The 16,162-nt window shown below is 73.1% G+C and carries 19 protein-coding genes and 1 pseudogene; 12 read left to right on the top strand and 8 right to left on the bottom strand.

Going from position 1 to position 16,162, the window contains the following annotated elements:
* The first annotated feature begins 111 nt into the window (after positions 1 to 111).
* Complete coding sequence (locus MQP27_RS11890; protein ID WP_242764729.1) at positions 112 to 573, top strand: molybdopterin-dependent oxidoreductase; 462 nt, start codon at positions 112 to 114, stop codon at positions 571 to 573.
* On the opposite strand, the pseudogene MQP27_RS11885 reads toward MQP27_RS11890, so the two are convergent.
* Positions 524 to 1,287 (bottom strand): annotated as a pseudogene (locus tag MQP27_RS11885) (xanthine dehydrogenase family protein molybdopterin-binding subunit); the annotation flags it as partial. The gene MQP27_RS11890 and the pseudogene MQP27_RS11885 overlap by 50 nt on opposite strands.
* A gap of 83 nt (positions 1,288 to 1,370) precedes the next feature.
* On the opposite strand from MQP27_RS11885, the gene MQP27_RS51365 reads away from it, so the two are divergent.
* From MQP27_RS51365 to MQP27_RS11870, 3 genes are all read left to right on the top strand, one after another.
* Positions 1,371 to 1,793, top strand: coding sequence for a PucR family transcriptional regulator (locus MQP27_RS51365; RefSeq protein WP_242764727.1), 423 nt, complete (start codon positions 1,371 to 1,373; stop codon positions 1,791 to 1,793).
* A 15-nt stretch (positions 1,794 to 1,808) separates the two neighbouring features.
* Complete coding sequence (locus tag MQP27_RS11875; protein ID WP_242764724.1) at positions 1,809 to 2,738, top strand: LysR family transcriptional regulator; 930 nt, start codon at positions 1,809 to 1,811, stop codon at positions 2,736 to 2,738.
* 105 nt (positions 2,739 to 2,843) lie between these two features.
* Positions 2,844 to 4,004 (top strand): NAD-dependent formate dehydrogenase, encoded by a 1,161-nt coding sequence (locus MQP27_RS11870; RefSeq protein ID WP_242764722.1) that lies wholly within the window; start codon positions 2,844 to 2,846, stop codon positions 4,002 to 4,004.
* Positions 4,005 to 4,023: 19 nt separating this feature from the next.
* On the opposite strand, the gene MQP27_RS11865 is transcribed toward MQP27_RS11870, so the two are convergent.
* The 4 genes from MQP27_RS11865 to MQP27_RS11850 all read right to left on the bottom strand — a co-directional run bounded on the left by MQP27_RS11865 (position 4,024) and on the right by MQP27_RS11850 (position 7,021).
* Positions 4,024 to 4,695, bottom strand: a complete 672-nt coding sequence (locus tag MQP27_RS11865; protein WP_242764720.1) for a class I SAM-dependent methyltransferase — start codon at positions 4,693 to 4,695, stop codon at positions 4,024 to 4,026.
* Between the two features lie 131 nt (positions 4,696 to 4,826).
* Positions 4,827 to 5,453: a DUF305 domain-containing protein gene (locus MQP27_RS11860; protein WP_242764718.1), complete on the bottom strand. Its 627-nt coding sequence runs from the start codon at positions 5,451 to 5,453 to the stop codon at positions 4,827 to 4,829.
* 88 nt (positions 5,454 to 5,541) lie between these two features.
* Complete coding sequence (locus MQP27_RS11855; protein WP_242764699.1) at positions 5,542 to 5,943, bottom strand: DUF6153 family protein; 402 nt, start codon at positions 5,941 to 5,943, stop codon at positions 5,542 to 5,544.
* A 571-nt stretch (positions 5,944 to 6,514) separates the two neighbouring features.
* Positions 6,515 to 7,021 (bottom strand): DUF5990 family protein, encoded by a 507-nt coding sequence (locus tag MQP27_RS11850; RefSeq protein ID WP_242764698.1) that lies wholly within the window; start codon positions 7,019 to 7,021, stop codon positions 6,515 to 6,517.
* Positions 7,022 to 7,126: 105 nt separating this feature from the next.
* Between MQP27_RS11850 and MQP27_RS11845 the strand changes: the two genes are divergently transcribed.
* From MQP27_RS11845 to MQP27_RS11830, 4 genes are all read left to right on the top strand, one after another.
* Entirely contained in the window at positions 7,127 to 7,753 is a 627-nt protein-coding gene (locus MQP27_RS11845; protein WP_242764697.1) for a hypothetical protein, read from the top strand.
* Positions 7,754 to 7,791: 38 nt separating this feature from the next.
* Positions 7,792 to 8,532, top strand: coding sequence for a YcnI family copper-binding membrane protein (locus MQP27_RS11840; RefSeq protein ID WP_242764696.1), 741 nt, complete (start codon positions 7,792 to 7,794; stop codon positions 8,530 to 8,532).
* 117 nt (positions 8,533 to 8,649) lie between these two features.
* The gene (locus tag MQP27_RS11835) at positions 8,650 to 9,360 is read left to right on the top strand and encodes a hypothetical protein (protein WP_242764695.1); all 711 of its coding nucleotides are present in this window, start codon (positions 8,650 to 8,652) and stop codon (positions 9,358 to 9,360) included.
* A gap of 49 nt (positions 9,361 to 9,409) precedes the next feature.
* Complete coding sequence (locus MQP27_RS11830) at positions 9,410 to 10,108, top strand: sigma-70 family RNA polymerase sigma factor (protein WP_372511173.1); 699 nt, start codon at positions 9,410 to 9,412, stop codon at positions 10,106 to 10,108.
* Between the two features lie 286 nt (positions 10,109 to 10,394).
* Here MQP27_RS11830 and MQP27_RS11825 read toward each other — a convergent pair whose 3' ends face one another.
* Positions 10,395 to 10,910 (bottom strand): MarR family winged helix-turn-helix transcriptional regulator, encoded by a 516-nt coding sequence (locus MQP27_RS11825; RefSeq protein WP_242764693.1) that lies wholly within the window; start codon positions 10,908 to 10,910, stop codon positions 10,395 to 10,397.
* A 144-nt stretch (positions 10,911 to 11,054) separates the two neighbouring features.
* Between MQP27_RS11825 and MQP27_RS11820 the strand changes: the two genes are divergently transcribed.
* Positions 11,055 to 11,567 carry a YceI family protein gene (locus tag MQP27_RS11820; protein ID WP_242764692.1) on the top strand — a complete coding sequence of 171 codons (513 nt, stop codon included), beginning with the start codon at positions 11,055 to 11,057 and terminating at the stop codon, positions 11,565 to 11,567.
* Between the two features lie 25 nt (positions 11,568 to 11,592).
* On the opposite strand, the gene MQP27_RS11815 is transcribed toward MQP27_RS11820, so the two are convergent.
* A complete protein-coding gene (locus tag MQP27_RS11815) occupies positions 11,593 to 13,293 on the bottom strand; it encodes a hypothetical protein (RefSeq protein ID WP_242765082.1) in 1,701 nt (566 codons plus the stop codon).
* A gap of 256 nt (positions 13,294 to 13,549) precedes the next feature.
* Here MQP27_RS11815 and MQP27_RS11810 point away from each other — a divergent pair, with 256 nt between their 5' ends.
* Positions 13,550 to 13,939 carry a cell division protein SepF gene (locus MQP27_RS11810; protein WP_242764691.1) on the top strand — a complete coding sequence of 130 codons (390 nt, stop codon included), beginning with the start codon at positions 13,550 to 13,552 and terminating at the stop codon, positions 13,937 to 13,939.
* A gap of 147 nt (positions 13,940 to 14,086) precedes the next feature.
* Here MQP27_RS11810 and MQP27_RS11805 read toward each other — a convergent pair whose 3' ends face one another.
* Positions 14,087 to 14,698 carry a hypothetical protein gene (locus MQP27_RS11805; protein WP_242764690.1) on the bottom strand — a complete coding sequence of 204 codons (612 nt, stop codon included), beginning with the start codon at positions 14,696 to 14,698 and terminating at the stop codon, positions 14,087 to 14,089.
* Between MQP27_RS11805 and MQP27_RS11800 the strand changes: the two genes are divergently transcribed.
* Together MQP27_RS11800 and MQP27_RS11795 are read left to right on the top strand one after the other, a co-directional pair.
* On the top strand, positions 14,651 to 15,811 hold the full coding sequence (locus MQP27_RS11800; protein ID WP_242764689.1) for an AAA family ATPase: 1,161 nt from the start codon (positions 14,651 to 14,653) through the stop codon (positions 15,809 to 15,811). The two genes, MQP27_RS11805 and MQP27_RS11800, sit on opposite strands and share 48 nt — an antisense overlap.
* The gene (locus MQP27_RS11795) at positions 15,808 to 16,146 is read left to right on the top strand and encodes a nucleotide pyrophosphohydrolase (RefSeq protein WP_242764688.1); all 339 of its coding nucleotides are present in this window, start codon (positions 15,808 to 15,810) and stop codon (positions 16,144 to 16,146) included. The genes MQP27_RS11800 and MQP27_RS11795 overlap by 4 nt, the downstream gene beginning before the upstream one ends.
* The last annotated feature ends 16 nt before the right edge of the window (positions 16,147 to 16,162 follow it).

Below are 16,162 nucleotides of genomic sequence, written 5' to 3'. Positions count from 1 at the left end.
GTGATCGTGGCTTGTTGCTGTGCACAAGCTCGGCCGAGCCCTGTTTTGGGGGTGCAGCTGCGTTTGTCCGGTGTCGCCGTCCGGGTACCGTCTTGCGGGAGGTGGTAGCCCGTGAGCCAGACCCTGACGCAGCCCGTCGCCGAGCTCGCCCTGACCGGTGATCTCGCCCGCCCGGCCCGGCTGACCGTGCCCGATCTGCTCGGCTGGCCGCAGCACCGGGTGAAGGTCGCCTTCGAGTGCCGCACCAGCGGCACCCAGCACCACCGCTTCACCGGGCCACGGCTGTACGACGTGCTGTCGGCCGCGGGCCCCGGCTTCGACCCCGTCCGCCGCAAGGACCGGCTGCGCTTCCTGATCGCCGTCAGCGGCACGGACGGCCACCACGCGCTGCTCTCCTGGGCCGAGATCGACCCCGACTTCGCCGACGCGCCGGTGCTGCTCGCGACCGCCGTCGACGACACCCCGCTGGACCGCGCCGGCCCCCAGCTGGTGCTGCCCCAGGACCGGTGCGGGGCCCGCTACATCAGCGGGATCCGGGCGATACGGGTGGACGGACGGTATCCGCGTCCCTGAGGGCCGGCCACACCCGGTCCCGGGTCAGCGGCAGCTGGGTGAAGCGCACGCCCGTCGCGTCCCGCAGGGCGTTGGCGAAGGCCGGGGCGACCGGGGTGAAGGGGCTCTCGCTCATCGACTTGGCGCCCAGCGGGCCGACCGCGTCCGCCGTCTCCATGAAGTGGACCTCGGTGCGCGGCACGTCCGCGTACTGCGGAAGCCGGTAGCGGCGGAACGCCGCCGTCTCGACCTCGCCCCGCGCGTCGACGCGGACGTTCTCGAAGAGCGTCGCCCCGAGCGCCTGCGCGACCCCGCCCTCCACCTGCCCCCTGCACTGCATCGGGTTCATCACCTCGCCCGCGTCCGCCGCGTGCACACTGCGCAGGATCCGGATCTCACCGGTGTCCGGGTCCACGGCCAGCCGGAACCACTGCGCGTTGAAGGCGACCGAGCGCGGGGTGCCGCCGAAGTGCCCGTCGGCCGCGAACTCCATCCCCACGGCCCGCCCCGCCTCGTACAGCTCCTTCAGCGGCAGCCGCCCGCCCGGATGCAGCACCGCCTCCTCCCCGAGCCGGCACTCGGCGCGCACCACCCGCAGCTGGGCGGCGGCGAAGTCGAGGAGCTGGTCGGCGAGGGCGCGGGAGGCGCGCAGGGTCGCCTTGCCCGCGACGACCGTGCCGGTGGAGGCGAAGGCGCTGTGTCGTGGCGTACGACATCGGTGTCGGACTGGCGGACGGCGCCGGCGGGGCTGAACCGGCGGGCGGAACGCGGCGTTCGGGGGCAGTCGTGTCGGTGTTCGGGTGGGTGGGTTTCGTGGTGTGTCCGCCGGTGCTCTCGACTCGGCGCTCGCGGAAGCCCGTTACGCGCTCGCCTCCGTCCGCACCACCAGCCCCCACAGCTCCGCCCTCGGCGACGCCTCCGCGCTCAACGGGCGCTCGACGCTGCTCACCGGCATACCCGCCGAGGTGCGCGCTGCCTACAGTCACACCGTGCTCGGCCCGCTGCTCCAGCCCCGCACCTCCTCCACCGCCGTCCTGCTGGAGACCCTGGAGACCTTCCTCGGCCACGACGGCTCCTGGGCGCGTACCGCCGAGGCCCTGCATCTGCACGTCAACACCGTCCACTACCGCATCGGCCGCATCGAGCACTTCACCGGCCGAGACCTGTCCAGCCTGCGCGACCGCCTCGACCTGTGGGCCGCGCTGCTGTGCCGCACGGAGACCGTCACCCCGGCCGGATAGCCTCGCGGAGGCCGCATGCTGCTGCGCCAGCTCGAATACCTCGTCGCCCTCGCCCGCGAACGCCACTTCGCCCGCGCCGCGGCCGCCTGCTACGTCTCCCAGCCGTCCCTGTCCGCGGCGATCCGCCGTCTGGAACACGAACTGGACGTGCCGATCGTGCGACGGGGCAGACGGTACGAGGGACTGACCCCCGAGGGCGAGGTCGTGCTGGCGTGGGCGCATCGCATCCTCGCCGAACGGGACGCCCTGCGACAGGAGTTGTCGGCCCTGCGCGGCGGCCTCACCGGCACCCTGAGGCTCGGCGTCGTACCGACCGCCCTACCCGTCGCCTCCCTCCTCACCACCCCCTTCTGCGAACACCACCCGCGCGCCGGCGTCGCCATGGAGTCCCTGTCGTCCGCCGAGATCACCCACGGGCTCACGGAGTTCGAGCTCGACGCGGCGATGACCTACCTCGACGACGACACCCTGCGCCAGGTGCACCGCCTCCCGCTCTACGAGGAGCGGTACGTCCTGCTCACCCCGGTCCACGGCCCGCTCACCGGCGCCGCCCGCGCCCGCTGGTCCCAGGCCGCCGCCCTCCCGCTGTGCCTGCTCAACCCCCGTATGCGCAACCGCCGCATCATCGACGAGTGCTTCGCCGCCGACGGCGCCACCGCCGCGCCCGCGATCGAGTCGGACAGCGTCGCCGGGCTCTACGCCCACCTCCCCGGCGGCCGCTGGTCCAGCGTGATCTCACACGCCTGGCTGCACATGTTCGGCGTCCCGGACGGCATGCGGGTCGTACCGCTGGAGGGACCGGCGCACGGCCCGCGCGTCGGTCTCGTCGTCGCCGCCGGCGAACCCCGGTCCGTGCTGGCCGAGGCGCTGTTGAAGGTCGCGAGGGAGGCGGGCGTCCGGGACGCGCTGGACGAGCTGCTGCGGACCTATCTGAAGGAGAGCTGATAGCCGCGCTCTATGCCGACATAACAAAGAACGCTTTGACCAGGGCATTCGGCGGCGAGGATCGTGAACGGCACCTTCCCGCAACGCCAGTTGAGGAGCCGCGACATGGCCAAGGTGCTCTGCGTCCTGTACGACGACCCGACCGACGGCTATCCGACCACGTACGCCCGCGACGACCTCCCCGCGATCGACCACTACCCCGGCGGCCAGACCACCCCCACCCCCGAGGCGGTCGACTTCACCCCGGGCCGGCTGCTGGGCAGCGTCTCCGGCGAACTCGGCCTGCGCTCCTTCCTGGAGAAGGCCGGCCACACCCTGGTCGTCACCTCCGACAAGGACGGCGCCGGATCCGCCTTCGACCGTGAGCTGGCCGACGCGGACGTCGTGATCTCGCAGCCGTTCTGGCCGGCGTATCTGACGCCCGAGCGGATCGCCGCCGCGAAGAACCTCAAACTCGCCATCACCGCCGGCATCGGCTCCGACCACGTCGACCTGGACGCGGCCGTCGCGCACGGAGTGACCGTCGCCGAGGTGACGTACTCCAACAGCATCAGCGTCGCCGAGCACGTCGTCATGATGACGCTGTCCCTCGTGCGCAACTACCTGCCCTCGCACCAGGTCGTCCTCGACGGCGGCTGGAACATCGCGGACTGCGTGGCACGGTCGTACGACCTCGAAGGCATGCACGTCGGCACGGTCGCCGCCGGACGGATCGGGCTGGCGGTGCTGCGCCGCCTCGCACCCTTCGACGTGAAGCTGCACTACACCGACCGGCACCGGCTGCCCGAGGAGACCGAGCGCGAGCTGGGGCTCACCTTCCACGCCACCGCCGCCGACATGGTGCCGCACTGCGACGTCGTCACCGTCAACGCGCCGCTGCACCCCGAGACCGAGGGCCTCTTCGGCGACGAACTGATCGGCACGATGAAGCGCGGCGCCTATCTCATCAACACCGCGCGGGCCCGGATCGCCGACCGGGACGCCGTCGAACGCGCCCTGAGGAGCGGGCAGTTGGCCGGGTACGCCGGGGACGTCTGGTTCCCGCAGCCCGCCCCCGCCGACCACCCCTGGCGGACCATGCCGCACCACGGCATGACCCCGCACATCTCCGGCTCCTCCCTCTCCGCGCAGGCCCGCTACGCGGCCGGCACCCGCGAGATCCTGGAGTCCTGGCTCGCGGGCCGCCCGATCCGCGACGAGTACCTGATCGTCGACGGCGGCCGCCTGGCCGGCACCGGCGCCCACTCGTACTCCGTCAAGCGCTGACCCGCTCCCTCCCTCCCTCCTACCTGGCCTGGGTGATCCGCCAGAGCCTGCGCGGCAGTTCACCCTCCTCGAAGGCGTGCACGCCGTGCATGTGCCAGCCCTTGGCCAGGGCGTGGATCAGGTCCGCGTCGAAGAAGTGGACGGCGAAACCGCCGTGTTCGTAGATGTTGTCGCCGTGGGAGATCCCCGCGCCGAAGTGGGCGTCGCCGGTGTGGCGGACGGTGTACACGAGCAGCCCGCCGGGGCGCAGCACGCGGCCGATCTCGTCCACCGCCGCACGGATCTCCCGGGTGGACAGCGCCATGCACAGCAGCATGTGCGCGAACACGGCATCGACCGAGCCGTCGGGCAACGGCAGCGGTTCGCGTACGTCGTGGACCGTCGTGGTCACGCGCTCGCCGAGGCCCGACTCCTTTGCGGCCGCGGTGAGTTGGTCGAGAGCGGTGGCGCTGAAGTCGGTCGCGTGCACGGCGAAGCCCTCGCGGGCGAAAAACAGCGCGTCCCGGCCGTGCCCGGCGCCGAGTTCGAGGACCGTGCGGGCGCCCGCCGCGCGGAAGGCACCGGCCGCGTACCGGGCGGGCTCGGAGGGATCGGTGCCGTACATGCGCGGGTGCTCGGTGTAGGTCGACTGCCAGTGGGCGCGCTGGGCGTCGGCGACGGAGCCCTCGTCGGGCTGTTCCTGATCACGCATGATCGCCTCGTCGGTTCGTGAGGAAGTTCGGGAGGAAGTTCGGGAGGGAGTCCGGGAAGGAGTCCGGGAGGAAGCTCGGGAGGGGCCGGGGAGGGGCCGGCGTGGGTGCCGGCCCTTCCTGGGTCCTGGGGTCAGCTCTTGCCGAGGAGCTTGTTCATCTCCGTGATCTCGGCGGTCTGCGCGGTGACGATGTCGTCGGCCAGGGAGGTGGCCGGGCCGTACGAGCCCTTGCTCTTCTCCGCCTCGGCCATCTCCACCGCACCCTTGTGGTGCTCGATCATCATGGTCAGGAACATGGTGTCGAACTCGGCCCCGGACGCCTTCTCCAGCGCCGTCATGTCCTTGGTGTCCATCATTCCGGTCATCCCGGAGTCCGCCGAGTGGTCCATGCCGGGCATCGCCGAGGGCACCTCCTCGCCCCAGGTCTTCAGCCAGCCGGACATCGTCCGGATCTCCGGGTCCTGCGCCTTCTCGATGCGCGCGGCGAGATCCTTGACCTGGGCGGACCTGGCCCGCCCGGCGGCGAGCCGCGCCATCTCCAGGGCCTGCTGGTGGTGCGGGATCATGCCCTGCGCGAAGGACACGTCCTGGCCGTTGTGGTCGCCGGTGCTCGACGCGGACGCCGAGGAACCGTGCCCCTCGTGCCCGCTGCCGCCGCTGCCGCTGTCGTTGCCGCAGGCGGCGAGAGCGAGGGCGGCCGTGACGGCGGCGACCGCCACGGCGGTACGGCGGATCAGGGACGTACGGGAACTGCGCATGCTGGAACTCCTGCTGTGCGAAAGGGATCTGGGCGTGCCGGGGCACACCGCGCCGCCGCCGGAGCGGGACATGGTGTGCGAAGTGCCTCTAGATCCGCAGGAGTTGGAGTTCGGCGAGGTCCGGCGGCGCACGGGCGCCGTCCGGGGCGCCACCCGCGTACGGGCATGGCGTGTCGTCCGGTACGGCGACCGCGACCGGGTCGGGAACCGGCGCGGGCAGCGTCGGCCCACCGCTCACGGCGGCCGACGTACAGGTCTGGTCGGCGTGGTGCAGGTGACCACTGCCGCAGCCGTCGCCACCGCAGGCGTCGTGCGCGGCGGCCGTCACGGTCAGGTGCCGGGGCGCGGAGTGCTCCGCCATGCCGCCGCCGGGAGCCAGCCCGTGCATGCCCAACAGCCCGACCAGCAGCCCGAGCACCAACACCGCGCGCCACCGCACGGAGGGCGGCGGCGCGGTGGGTTGCTGTGCGCGCGCTGTCACGCCGCACATGCTACGCACCCCGCGACGACCACTTGCACCCGACGGCCACATCCACCCGAAGGACACCGCACCCGAGGGCCGCTGCCGCCTGAAGGGCACTGCGTGCGGCGGTCGCTTTCGCCGGACGGGCACTGTGCGGGGTGGTGGCTTGTGCGGGGTGGTGGTTTGCGGGCGCTGGGCACTACCGCGGGGAGGTGGCTTGCGCGCGGCGGTCGCGTGCGCCCGACGGGGACTGCTCGGGGTGGTGGTTTGCGCGGGGTGGTGGTTTGCGTGCGGAGGTGGCTCGCGGCGGCGGTCGCTTCTGGCCGAGGGGACTGCGCGGGGAGGTGGTTTGTGTGCGGGGGTGGCTTCCGCGGGGCGGTGGCTTGCGGGCGGCGGTCGCTTGCGCCGGACGGGGACTGCGCGGGGTGGTGGTTTGGGTGCGGGGGTGGCTTGCGCGGGGAGGTGGTTTGCGTGCGCCGGTCGCTTCCGCCGGCGGTCGTTTCCGTGCCGCGGTCGCCTCCGCGGGGCGGTCACATTCCTCCGGCGGTCACATCCCTCCGACTCTCACATTCCTCCGGCGCTCGCATCCCTCCAGGTGTCACATCCGGCCGGCGCTCGCCCCCCTCCGGCGGGCCAACCCCCTCCCCGCCGCCCACTCGATCCGCGGTGGTACGACCCGCGCGCACAGCGGAGATCCGTGCCTGTCCGTCAGGCCGAGCCGTCCGGTCAGCATGCCCTCGCGCACAGCCGCGTCGAGGACCTCCGGTGGCACCGCGTCGAGCATCAGCTTGGCCCGGCGGAACATGGTGAACGCGCCGGAGCCGTCGACCGTACCCCAGGACAGATAGACGAACCGGCTCCCCGGACGCCCCTGCACCCAGGGCCCCTTGACGTCCGTACCGGTCGGAGAAGGGACGGCCGTGCACTCCAGCGTCCAGCTGACCGAACCGGCGTCGCCGGGCTGCGGACCCAGCAGCTCGGCCGGCCGGTCGCGGCGCTGCACGGCCACATGGACGTTCGTGTACGACGCCGCGCCCCCGCCGGACCCGCAGCTGCGGCCGGGCAGGTCGAACCCCTCGACACGGATGCGCAGACCGGCCGCCATACCGTCACCGCCTCGGCTCGTCGTGCTGTGGATCTCCAGTGTCCACCTGTGTGCTTCGGGATCCGCACGGCGACCCCGCCCCGCCGCATGGCAGGATCGGGCGCCATGACGGCGTCCGCTCCGGTACGAGGGCTGCGCGCGGCGGTGTTCGCCGCGCTGTGCGTGCTGCTCGCCGCCGGCGGACACGCCCTGGCCACCGGAATGGCCCCGCCCGTGTGGGTACAGGCCGCCGGCTGCGTACCGGTGTTCGGTGCCGCGTACCTCCTCGGCGCCCGGGAGCGCTCGCTGGCCGCCATCGGCACCGGCACGCTCACCGCCCAGGGCGCGCTGCACTTCGCCTTCGGCGCCGCCTGCCCGCACGGCATGGCCTCCATGCACGCCATGGCCGCGATGAACGGCATGACCTCCACGCACGCCATGCGGATGGCCGGCCACGCCCACACCCACGCCCTGACCCCGCACGCCACGCTCGCCCATGTCGCGGCTGCGGTCCTGCTGACCTGGTGGCTGCGGCGCGGCGAGGCCGCCCTGTGGTCGCTGCTGCGCCGGACCGCCGCCCTGGTGCCGGGCCTCGCCGCGTGGTGGCAGGTGACCGGCGGGGCGCAGGCCGCTCCGGCCGCCCTGGACGTCGTACGACTGAATGCCTTCGCTCCCCGGCCGCTGCGCCGCCTCCTGCTGCGGCACGCCGTGCAGCGACGGGGGCCGCCGCTCGTGACTCCGTACCCGATCTGACCCCAACACACCTTTTCCGTACGGAGATTCGCTCACCCATGTCCTCAGCACGCATCGCCCTGCGCCGCGCCGGAACCGTCACCGCCCTGGCCGCCGGCGGAGTCCTCGCCGCGGCCGGCATCGCCTCCGCGCACGTCACCGTCCACCCCGAGAGCTACGCCAAGGGCGCCACCGACGGCGTCCTCACCTTCCGCGTCCCCAACGAGGAGGACACCGCCTCCACCACCAAGGTGCAGGTCTTCCTGCCCACCGACCACCCGGTCCTGGGCGTCCTCGTCTCCCCGCAGGACGGCTGGACCGCCAAGGTCACCAACACGAAGCTCAAGACGCCCGTCAAGACCGACGACGGCACCATCACCGACGCCGTGTCCGAGATCACCTGGACCGGAGGGAAGATCGGGGCCGGGCAGTTCGAGGACTTCAACGTGGCGTTCGGGCAACTGCCCGACGACACCGACCAGCTGACCTTCAAGACCCTGCAGACGTACTCCGACGGCAAGACCGTCCGCTGGATCGAGGAGGCGGCCTCGGGCGACGAGGAGCCGGAGAACCCGGCGCCGGTCCTCAAGCTCACCGCCAAGGGCGCGGACGAGGACGCGGCGGCCCCGGCGGCCTCCGCGTCCCCCGCGAAGACCACCGCGTCCGCCGCCGCCTCCGACAGCAGCGACTCCACCGCCCGCTCGCTCGGCATCGCCGGACTCGTCGTCGGCGTCCTCGGGCTCGCGGCGGCCGGGTTCGCCCTCGCACGCGGCCGTAACAGCGGGACGCGGCCCGAGTAGCGAGTGCGTTTCCAAGTCCTCGTGTCCTGGATCACGGGCTGTGAGTTGAGTGTGGTGCCTGTGCGTTCTCCGTACTCCCGGCCGACGGCGTGGATCCGGATGCGAGGATGAGGCGCCATGACAGCAGGGTGGTGTTCGCGCACGGTACGGGCCGCGGTCTTCGCGGCCGTCTGTGTGCTGCTCGCCGCCCTGGGGCACGTCATGATGTCCGGCGCCCACGTGCCGAGCTGGGCGCTGGCCGCCGGCGCGGCCGGGACCGGCGCCGCGGGCTGGTGCCTGGCGGGCCGGGAACGCGGCCGCGCGCTGATCGTGACCGTCGTCCTCGCCGCCCAGACGGCCCTCCACACGGCGTTCGCGCTCGCGCAGTCGACGAGCGCGAACGCCGACGGGCATGGCATGGGCTCGATGGGTTCCAGTACCTCCAGTTCCTCCAGTTCCTCGATGTCCTCCATGGACATGAGTGGCGTGGATTCCATGCAGTCCATGAGGGACATGGGGGACATGGGATCGATGCCCATGGGCGGTTCCGTGCACCTCGGCCACACGGCTGACGGCACCGCCTCCCTGGGCATGCTCGCCGCCCACCTGCTGGCCGCGCTGCTGTGCGGCCTGTGGCTGGCCTACGGCGAGCGGGCCGCGTTCCGCATCCTCAGGGCGGTCGCAGGATGGCTGGCGGCGCCGCTGCGGCTGCTGCTCGCCCTGCCGGTCCCACCGCACCGCCCGCGCCCGCGTCCGCGCCGCCGCGCCTCGGACCGCGAGCCGCGCCTGCTCCTCCTCGTCCACGCGATCACCAGTCGGGGCCCGCCCGTGGGGACCGCTGTCGCCTGACGACAGCCGGCCCGTTCCCACTCAGCGCACCCGAGAAGGACCACTGGTGATCACCCCTGCCCTGAATCCGCCGCGCCCGAAAAGCGGCGACAGCCCGGAAACCGACGACAGCTCGAAAAGGTGCGAGAGCCCGGAAAGCTGCGAGAACCCGGAACGCGGCAGCCGAAGCCGCGCCTCCCGAACCGGCGGCAAGAGCCGCACCGCACACCCGCTCGACGAGTCGACAACCGCCTGGGCGCTCGCCGGCCGCGCAGGCGACCCCGACGCCGTCGACCTCTTTGTGCGCGCCCTGCACCGAGACGTCCGGCGTTACGTCGCCCATCTGTGCGCCGATCCGCAGGCCGTGGACGACCTCGCGCAGGACACGTTCCTGCGGGCGCTCGGCAGCCTGCACCGGTTCGAGGGCCGTTCCTCGGCCCGCTCCTGGCTGCTGTCCATCGCCCGCCGCGCGGTCGTCGACGGCTACCGGCACACCTCCGCCAGACCGCGCCTGTCGGACCAGCCGGACTGGCAGGCAGCCGTCGAGCACGCCCAGCCGCGCCATCTGCCGGGCTTCGACGACGGCATCGCCCTGCTGGACCTGCTCGCCGCCCTGCCGGACGAACGCCGCGAGGCCTTCGTCCTCACCCAACTCCTCGGCCTGCCCTACGCGGAGGCCGCCGCCCTCAGCGGCTGCCCCGAGGGCACACTCCGCTCCCGCGTCTCCCGGGCCCGCGCCACTCTCGCCACCCAGGTCCGGCTGACCTAGGGCCTGTCCGGCGGATCAGGCCGCGGACGCGGGGCTTGGCACGCGCTCCCCCAGAGGGGGCACCCCCAGCCGCGTTGTCGTCGGTCGCCGACGTCCCCCAGCCTTCGGCCGGGAGGTGCCCCCACCGCGTCGCCCGCCGCGGCAGCGGCTGATGTCCACGTCTCCTCCGCCTTGCAGCTTGGGGGTACCTCCCACGCCCTTAAGGCAGTGGGGGAGCACCAAGCCCCGCTCACCGGCGCCGATGAGTCACCGTCCCCATTCCGTGCCCTGATCCGCCGGACAGGCCCTAGCCCCGGTCGCCCGACTCCTCGGTCTCCCCGGCGAGTTCCGGCAGCAGGCCGCACATCGCCTCGTGCTGGTCCGGGCCCATGACGTGGGACAGGGCCCGGGTCACCGTCGAGGCGAGGGTGCCGGAGGCCTCCTCCAGGAGGCGCCGGGCCTTGTCGGTGAGGGCGACCTCGATGCCGCGCTTGTCCCCGCAGACCGACTTGCGGGTGACGAGCCCGGCGTGCTGGAGACAGGCGATCTGGTACGTCAGCCGGGTCTTCGGGCGGCCGAGGAGCTCGGCGATCCGCGTCATCCGCACGCCCGACCTCGGCTGCTCGGCGAGCAGGCACAGGATCAGGAACTCGTCGTGCGAGACGTCCAGCCGCTCCTTCACGACGGACCGCAGCTCCTGCTCGACCGCCCCCATGGCCGCCAGCATCACCATCCACGCCCGCAGCTCCTTGGGCAGCAGCCCGCCACCCTGCGCGGACGGGCATTCGGGCAGGTCGGTGCGGTGCTCCTCGGGGTCGGCCATGCCTTCGAGTCTACCTGTAGTCCAATTTTGCACGAGATGGTTGTCCAGATTTGGATAATGGGCTAGCGTGACAGTCATCCAAATTTGAAGCACCTGTTCACCGGGCCCCCCGCTCACAGGGTCCCCCGCTCACTGGAGAAGATCATGACCGTCGCCGTCGAAACCGGTGTCTGGCAGCTCGACGCCGCCGCCTCCACCGTCGCCCTGCGCCACAAGACGATGTGGGGCCTGGTCACCGTCAAGGGCACCTTCGGTGTCGTCACCGGACACGGCGAGGTCCGCCCCGACGGAACCGCCACCGGCACCCTGACCCTGGACGCCGCCTCCCTGGACACCAAGAACGCCAAGCGCGACGAGCACCTGCGCAGCGCCGACTTCTTCGACGCCGCGAACCACCCGGAGATCACCTTCGCCGTGCGCTCCGCCGAACTGCGCGGCGACACCGTGCAGGTGAACGGTCAGCTGACCGTCCACGGCATCAGCCGCCCGCAGTCCCTCAGCGCCCGCCTGACCGGCGCGGACGCGGACGCGCTCACCCTGGACACGGAGTTCACCGTGGACCGCGCCGAGTTCGGCCTGGGCTGGAACCAGATGGGCATGATCCGCGGTCTCACCACGGTCGCCGCGACCCTCCGCTTCGTGCGCTCGGCGGCCTGACCCGACAGGGATGCGACACCGGCTCTCAGCCCGCCGGCCCCGCCCCGGCGCCGGTGCCCGGCGTGATGTGCACATACGCGCTGGACAGCGTCTGCGGCGCCGCCGTGAAGGCCCGCAGCCGCAGCCGGGTGCTCGGCTTGGTCGGCAGGGCGATCCGCCCGTGGGCCGGCCTGATCTCGATCCGCACGGTGGTGTGCGCGGGGATCGTGGCCGGGCCTCGGACCAGCGACCAGTACATGCTGGAGCCCTGGTTCGAGGTGAGCATGAAGTGCGGGGTCAGGGCCGTGCCGTCGACGTTGGTGACCCGCAGGGTCAGCCCTGAGACGACGTACGCGGAGACCCGTCGTACCGCCGTCACCCGCATCTTCAGCGGCGGCGAACCGGTCGCCGCCACCGCCGCGCTCACCAGCGCCGGCGTCACCAGGAGCGCCGACGCCACGACGAGTGCGGTACGGCGGTGCGGGCCGGCCAGGGGACGCGGGCGCGGCTGCCAGGCGCCCGCGAACTCCGCCGCGGGAGCGGTGATCGCGGCCGCCAGCCACAGCGGCGTCATCATCAGGTAGTAGCCGTCCTGGGACCGGGTCGCCAGATAGAAGGCGCACCACGGCAGGACGGTCGCCGCGGGGCCCAGCCGGCGCACGAACAGCACCAGCAGCGCGAGCAGGCCCGCGGCCAGCAGCAGGCTCGCGTGCGAGTACCAGTCGAGCCGGTCGCTGCCGTTGGTGAAGTACAGCGAGATGTCGCCCAGGCCCTGCCCGTGCAGCGTCGCGCCCTGCGTCAGCGGCAGCGCGATACCGGTGATCCAGGTGCCCGGCTCGCTGACCACGAAGTAGGTGTTGATCAGCAGCCACACGGTGGCCGCGACGCCGACGATCCGCGCCACCACCAGCGCCGCCGCCCGCCCGCCGAGTTCGCCCCGGCGCACCGCGTAGATCCCGGCCAGCAGGAACGGCGCCAGGAACCACGGCAGTTGCTGCGCCGCGCAGGCCGCCCCCAGGCAGGCGGCCCGTGCCAGCCCGGCCGCGCCGAGCCGGCCGCCCCGGCCGATCCGCGGCCAGCGCACCACCACCGGGATCAGCAGGGCCAGCGCGGTGATCGCCGGGTAGCCGAGGCGGCCGTACGTGGGCAGGAAGCCGAAGCCGAGGCAGACCATGGTCGCCGCCGAGCGCCACTGCACCGGCAGCATCCGCCACAGCAGCACCGTGCCGACGACCAGCGCGCCCGTGCTCACCGCCGTCGCCGGGGCGCCGCCGTGGCCCAGCCACAGCAGCGGCGCGGTCAGCAGCGGGGCGAGCGGGGGATAGCCGTACGTGAAGTCGTAGCCGCCGGTGACGGTCGGGGTGAGGGCGACGCCCTTGGTGAACAGCCAGGGCCAGGGGTGCCCGTAGACGGCGTGGCCCGCCACCAGCTCCCGGGCGGCCTGGGTGGTCAGCAGCGCCTCGTCGGAGCCGCCGTGGTTCATGACCCAGGTGCACAGCGCGAGCGTCACGGCGGTGACCAGGACGACCAGGTCGAGCCGCGCGAGGGACCTGGCCCGGCGGACGACCAGCGCGAGCACGCCGCACACCAGGATCGAGGCGTAGCACAGCGAGATCACACCGGCCACGACGAGGCGGTGGCTGGCGGCCTGCGTCCACACCGAGCGGGTGCCGATGAAGAGGCTGATGTCGGCCAGCAGCGTGAGCACGCGGTGCCACTGGGCGGGGGGTTCCGGAGCGGCGGACACCGCCGACTGTGTCCGCCGGCCGGGTGTCACCAGCGGGGTTTCTGCCAAGTGCACGTCAGGGACGCTAACCGGGCCCGGTGAGCGGGGCGCAGACGGAGGTGAAGAGTCCGGTGTGAGCCCGGTAAGACCTGGAATGCGTGGCTCGAAGTGCTCCCCGTGATGGTGGCCGACCGTGTCGCTGTTGGGCCGAACGGGTGACTTGGCGTAAGAATTGGCCGGTGCAGGTATTGATGGCGAGTCAGGTCGGGGGGAGCCGGTGAACAGCTACGACGTCACCGATGAACAGTGGGAGGGGCTCGCCCAGGTCGTGCCGCTGCGGGGCCGGGACGCCTGGCCGTCCGCGGTGGACCATCGCGCACGTCCCGACGTGGAGACGGAGGCCCGGCGCCGTTTCGTGGTCCTGCGGGTCAACGTCTTCGCCGACGCCCGCGAGGTCGCCGAGACCCTGATGGCCGGCATACCTGTGCTGCTCGACCTCAGCGGCGCCGAGGGCGATGTCGCCAAGCGGGTCCTCGACTTCAGCACGGGTGTCGTCTTCGGCCTGGCGAGCGGCATGCACCGCGTCGACCGGAACGTGTTCCTCCTCACCCCGTCCGGCACCGAGGTCACGGGCCTGATGGAGAGCGCGGGCGTCTCCGGCGGCTGACCCCTGGCCCGCATCCCCCGATCGTAGGAAGCGGAACCTGCCGGAACGGTTCGCCTCCCCACCCGGGCTTACGGTCCGGACATGGTCGCGTCATTCACGTCCCGGGAACCGGAGACCCGCGGGTCGTCGGAGCCGAGTGCGAGTACGTCACGCGAGGCGGACACCGAAGACCCGCCCCGCCCCGCCACCACCTGCGCACCGCCGCCGCCCGTCACCGCCGGCGAGCAGCCGGCGCTCGCCGGCCCGGGTGATCCGTCGGCTTCCGCCGCCACCGGTGAGCAGCCTGCTCGCGCTGGCGCCGGTGAGCAGCCTGCTTGCGCCGGCATCGGTGAGCAGTCGGCGCTCGTCGGCATCGGTGAGCAGCCCGCTCGCGCCGGCGCCGGTGAGCAGCCCGCTCGCGCTGGCGCCGGTGAGCGGCCTGCTCGCGCCGCCGCCGGTGATCCGTCTGCTTCCGCTGGCGCCGGTGAGCAGCCTGCTCGCGCCGCCGCCGGTGATCCGTCTGCTTCCGTCGGCATCGGTGAGCGGCCTGCTCGCACCGCCGCCGGTGAGCAGCCTGCTCGCGACGGCATCGGTGAGCGGCCCGCTCGCGCCGGCGCCGGTGAGCAGTCTGTGGCGGGCGGGCGTGTTCCGCAGGCCCGCCGTCGTGGCGGGGTGTCGTCCGCCCCCGACCCACGGGTGCCGCCCGATCGGCCTTCTCCGCCCGACCCCCGCGTGCCGCTCGCGCGGTCCGATGCCGGTTCCTTTCAGGAGCGCACCCACCCCAGCCGTCCCCGCATCACAGAGTTACGGCTCTCCGCCTTCGCCGGGCACCGGGGGGCCGGGTTCCCGCTCGGGCCCGTGACGCTGTTCGCCGGGCCCAGTGGGAGTGGGAAGACGACCGCCCTGCGGGCCTACGAGGCGCTGGCCCGGCTGGGCGGTGGGGCCGCCGTCGGGGAGGTGTTCCTCGATCCCGGTGCCTGTGTGCCCGACCGGGCCCGCCCCGACGGGCAGCGGCGCCGCGGGTTCCGGATCGGCTGCACGACCGACGGGCCCGAGGGGCCGGTCCGGCTCGACGTCGCCGTACAGGCCGAGCCCGAACTCCGCATCGTCGGCGAGCGGTTGACCTCCGGCGGACTCGTGCTCCTGGAGACCGCCCTGCGTGACCCCTCCCGCCCGACCGTGCAGGCCGCCTGGCACACCGCGGGCTCCGCGGCCGTCACCCGCGCCCCGCTCCCCGACGACCGCCTCGGCACCGCCCTGCTCCCCCTGCGCGTGGCCGGGAAGACCGACGGACAGCGCCAGGTGCTCGCCGCCGCCGAACAGACCGTCGTCGCCCTGCGCTCCGTCTTCGCCTGCGACCCGCGCCCCGACTGGATGCGCACCGCCGTGCCGACCGCCTCCGGCCGTCTGCTGCCCGGCTGCGACAACCTCGCCGACGTCCTGTGGCGCACCCGCGCCGAATGCGGCCGCAGACACGCCCAGTTCGTCGCCGCGGTCCGCGCCGGCTGCTTCGGCCCGGTGACCGACGTACTCGCCGAACCGCTCGGCGACGGCACCGTGCAGGGGCTGCTCGACCGGGGCGACGGCCTGCGGACGGCCTTCGGGCGGCTGGGCGACGGCGAGCTGCGTTACGTCGCCCTCGCCCTGGTCCTGCTGACCGGCCCCGGCGTGCTGGACGTGGACGCGGCCGGCGAGGTCCCCGAGGCGATGCAGACACTCACCGTCCTCGCCGACGCCTTCGACCGCTCCCTCGACCCGGCACAGCGCCGCGGGCTCCTCCGGCTGGCCGCGCGGATGGGCGCCCGCGGCCACATCCGCCTCGTCGGCACGGTGGGCGACGCCTCCTGGGCCGCCGGGACCGACGGGATCACAGTGGTACACCTGGACCCGTGACCGATCCCCAGCCCCAGCCCCTCGACGTGCCCCGACTCCAGCGCAGGCTGGCCGACTTCGCCGCCGCCCGCAACTGGCAGCCGTACCACACCCCGAAGAACCTGGTCGCCGCGCTCAGCGTGGAGGCCTCCGAACTGGTCGAGATCTTCCAGTGGCTGACGCCAGAGGAGTCGGCGCGGGTGATGGCCGACCCCGACACGGCCCACCGCGTGACCGACGAAGTGGCGGACGTGCTCGCCTACTTGCTCCAGCTGTGCGAGGTGCTGGACATCGACCCGCTCGCCGCGCTGGACGCGAAGATCGACCGGAACGAGCGGCGGTTCCCCGCGCCGTAAGGAGTCGTACGATCCG

It is taken from the genome of Streptomyces cylindrosporus, assembly GCF_022698165.1.
GTDB classification, from domain to species: Bacteria; Actinomycetota; Actinomycetes; order Streptomycetales; family Streptomycetaceae; genus Streptomyces; species Streptomyces cylindrosporus.
Note: the sequence above shows the minus strand (reverse complement) of the source record. Positions and strands in the feature narration are given on the sequence as shown.

What these genes read in the sequence shown, in the direction of transcription:
- MQP27_RS11875 (WP_242764724.1), top strand. Translation starts at nt 1,809, where the DNA reads ATGCTGCTGCGCCAGCTCGAATACCTCGTCGCCCTCGCCCGCGAACGC.
- MQP27_RS11870 (WP_242764722.1), top strand. Translation starts at nt 2,844, where the DNA reads ATGGCCAAGGTGCTCTGCGTCCTGTACGACGACCCGACCGACGGCTAT.
- MQP27_RS11865 (WP_242764720.1), bottom strand. Translation starts at nt 4,695, where the DNA reads ATGCGTGATCAGGAACAGCCCGACGAGGGCTCCGTCGCCGACGCCCAG.
- MQP27_RS11860 (WP_242764718.1), bottom strand. Translation starts at nt 5,453, where the DNA reads ATGCGCAGTTCCCGTACGTCCCTGATCCGCCGTACCGCCGTGGCGGTC.
- MQP27_RS11855 (WP_242764699.1), bottom strand. Translation starts at nt 5,943, where the DNA reads ATGTGCGGCGTGACAGCGCGCGCACAGCAACCCACCGCGCCGCCGCCC.
- MQP27_RS11850 (WP_242764698.1), bottom strand. Translation starts at nt 7,021, where the DNA reads ATGGCGGCCGGTCTGCGCATCCGTGTCGAGGGGTTCGACCTGCCCGGC.
- MQP27_RS11845 (WP_242764697.1), top strand. Translation starts at nt 7,127, where the DNA reads ATGACGGCGTCCGCTCCGGTACGAGGGCTGCGCGCGGCGGTGTTCGCC.
- MQP27_RS11840 (WP_242764696.1), top strand. Translation starts at nt 7,792, where the DNA reads ATGTCCTCAGCACGCATCGCCCTGCGCCGCGCCGGAACCGTCACCGCC.
- MQP27_RS11835 (WP_242764695.1), top strand. Translation starts at nt 8,650, where the DNA reads ATGACAGCAGGGTGGTGTTCGCGCACGGTACGGGCCGCGGTCTTCGCG.
- MQP27_RS11825 (WP_242764693.1), bottom strand. Translation starts at nt 10,910, where the DNA reads ATGGCCGACCCCGAGGAGCACCGCACCGACCTGCCCGAATGCCCGTCC.
- MQP27_RS11820 (WP_242764692.1), top strand. Translation starts at nt 11,055, where the DNA reads ATGACCGTCGCCGTCGAAACCGGTGTCTGGCAGCTCGACGCCGCCGCC.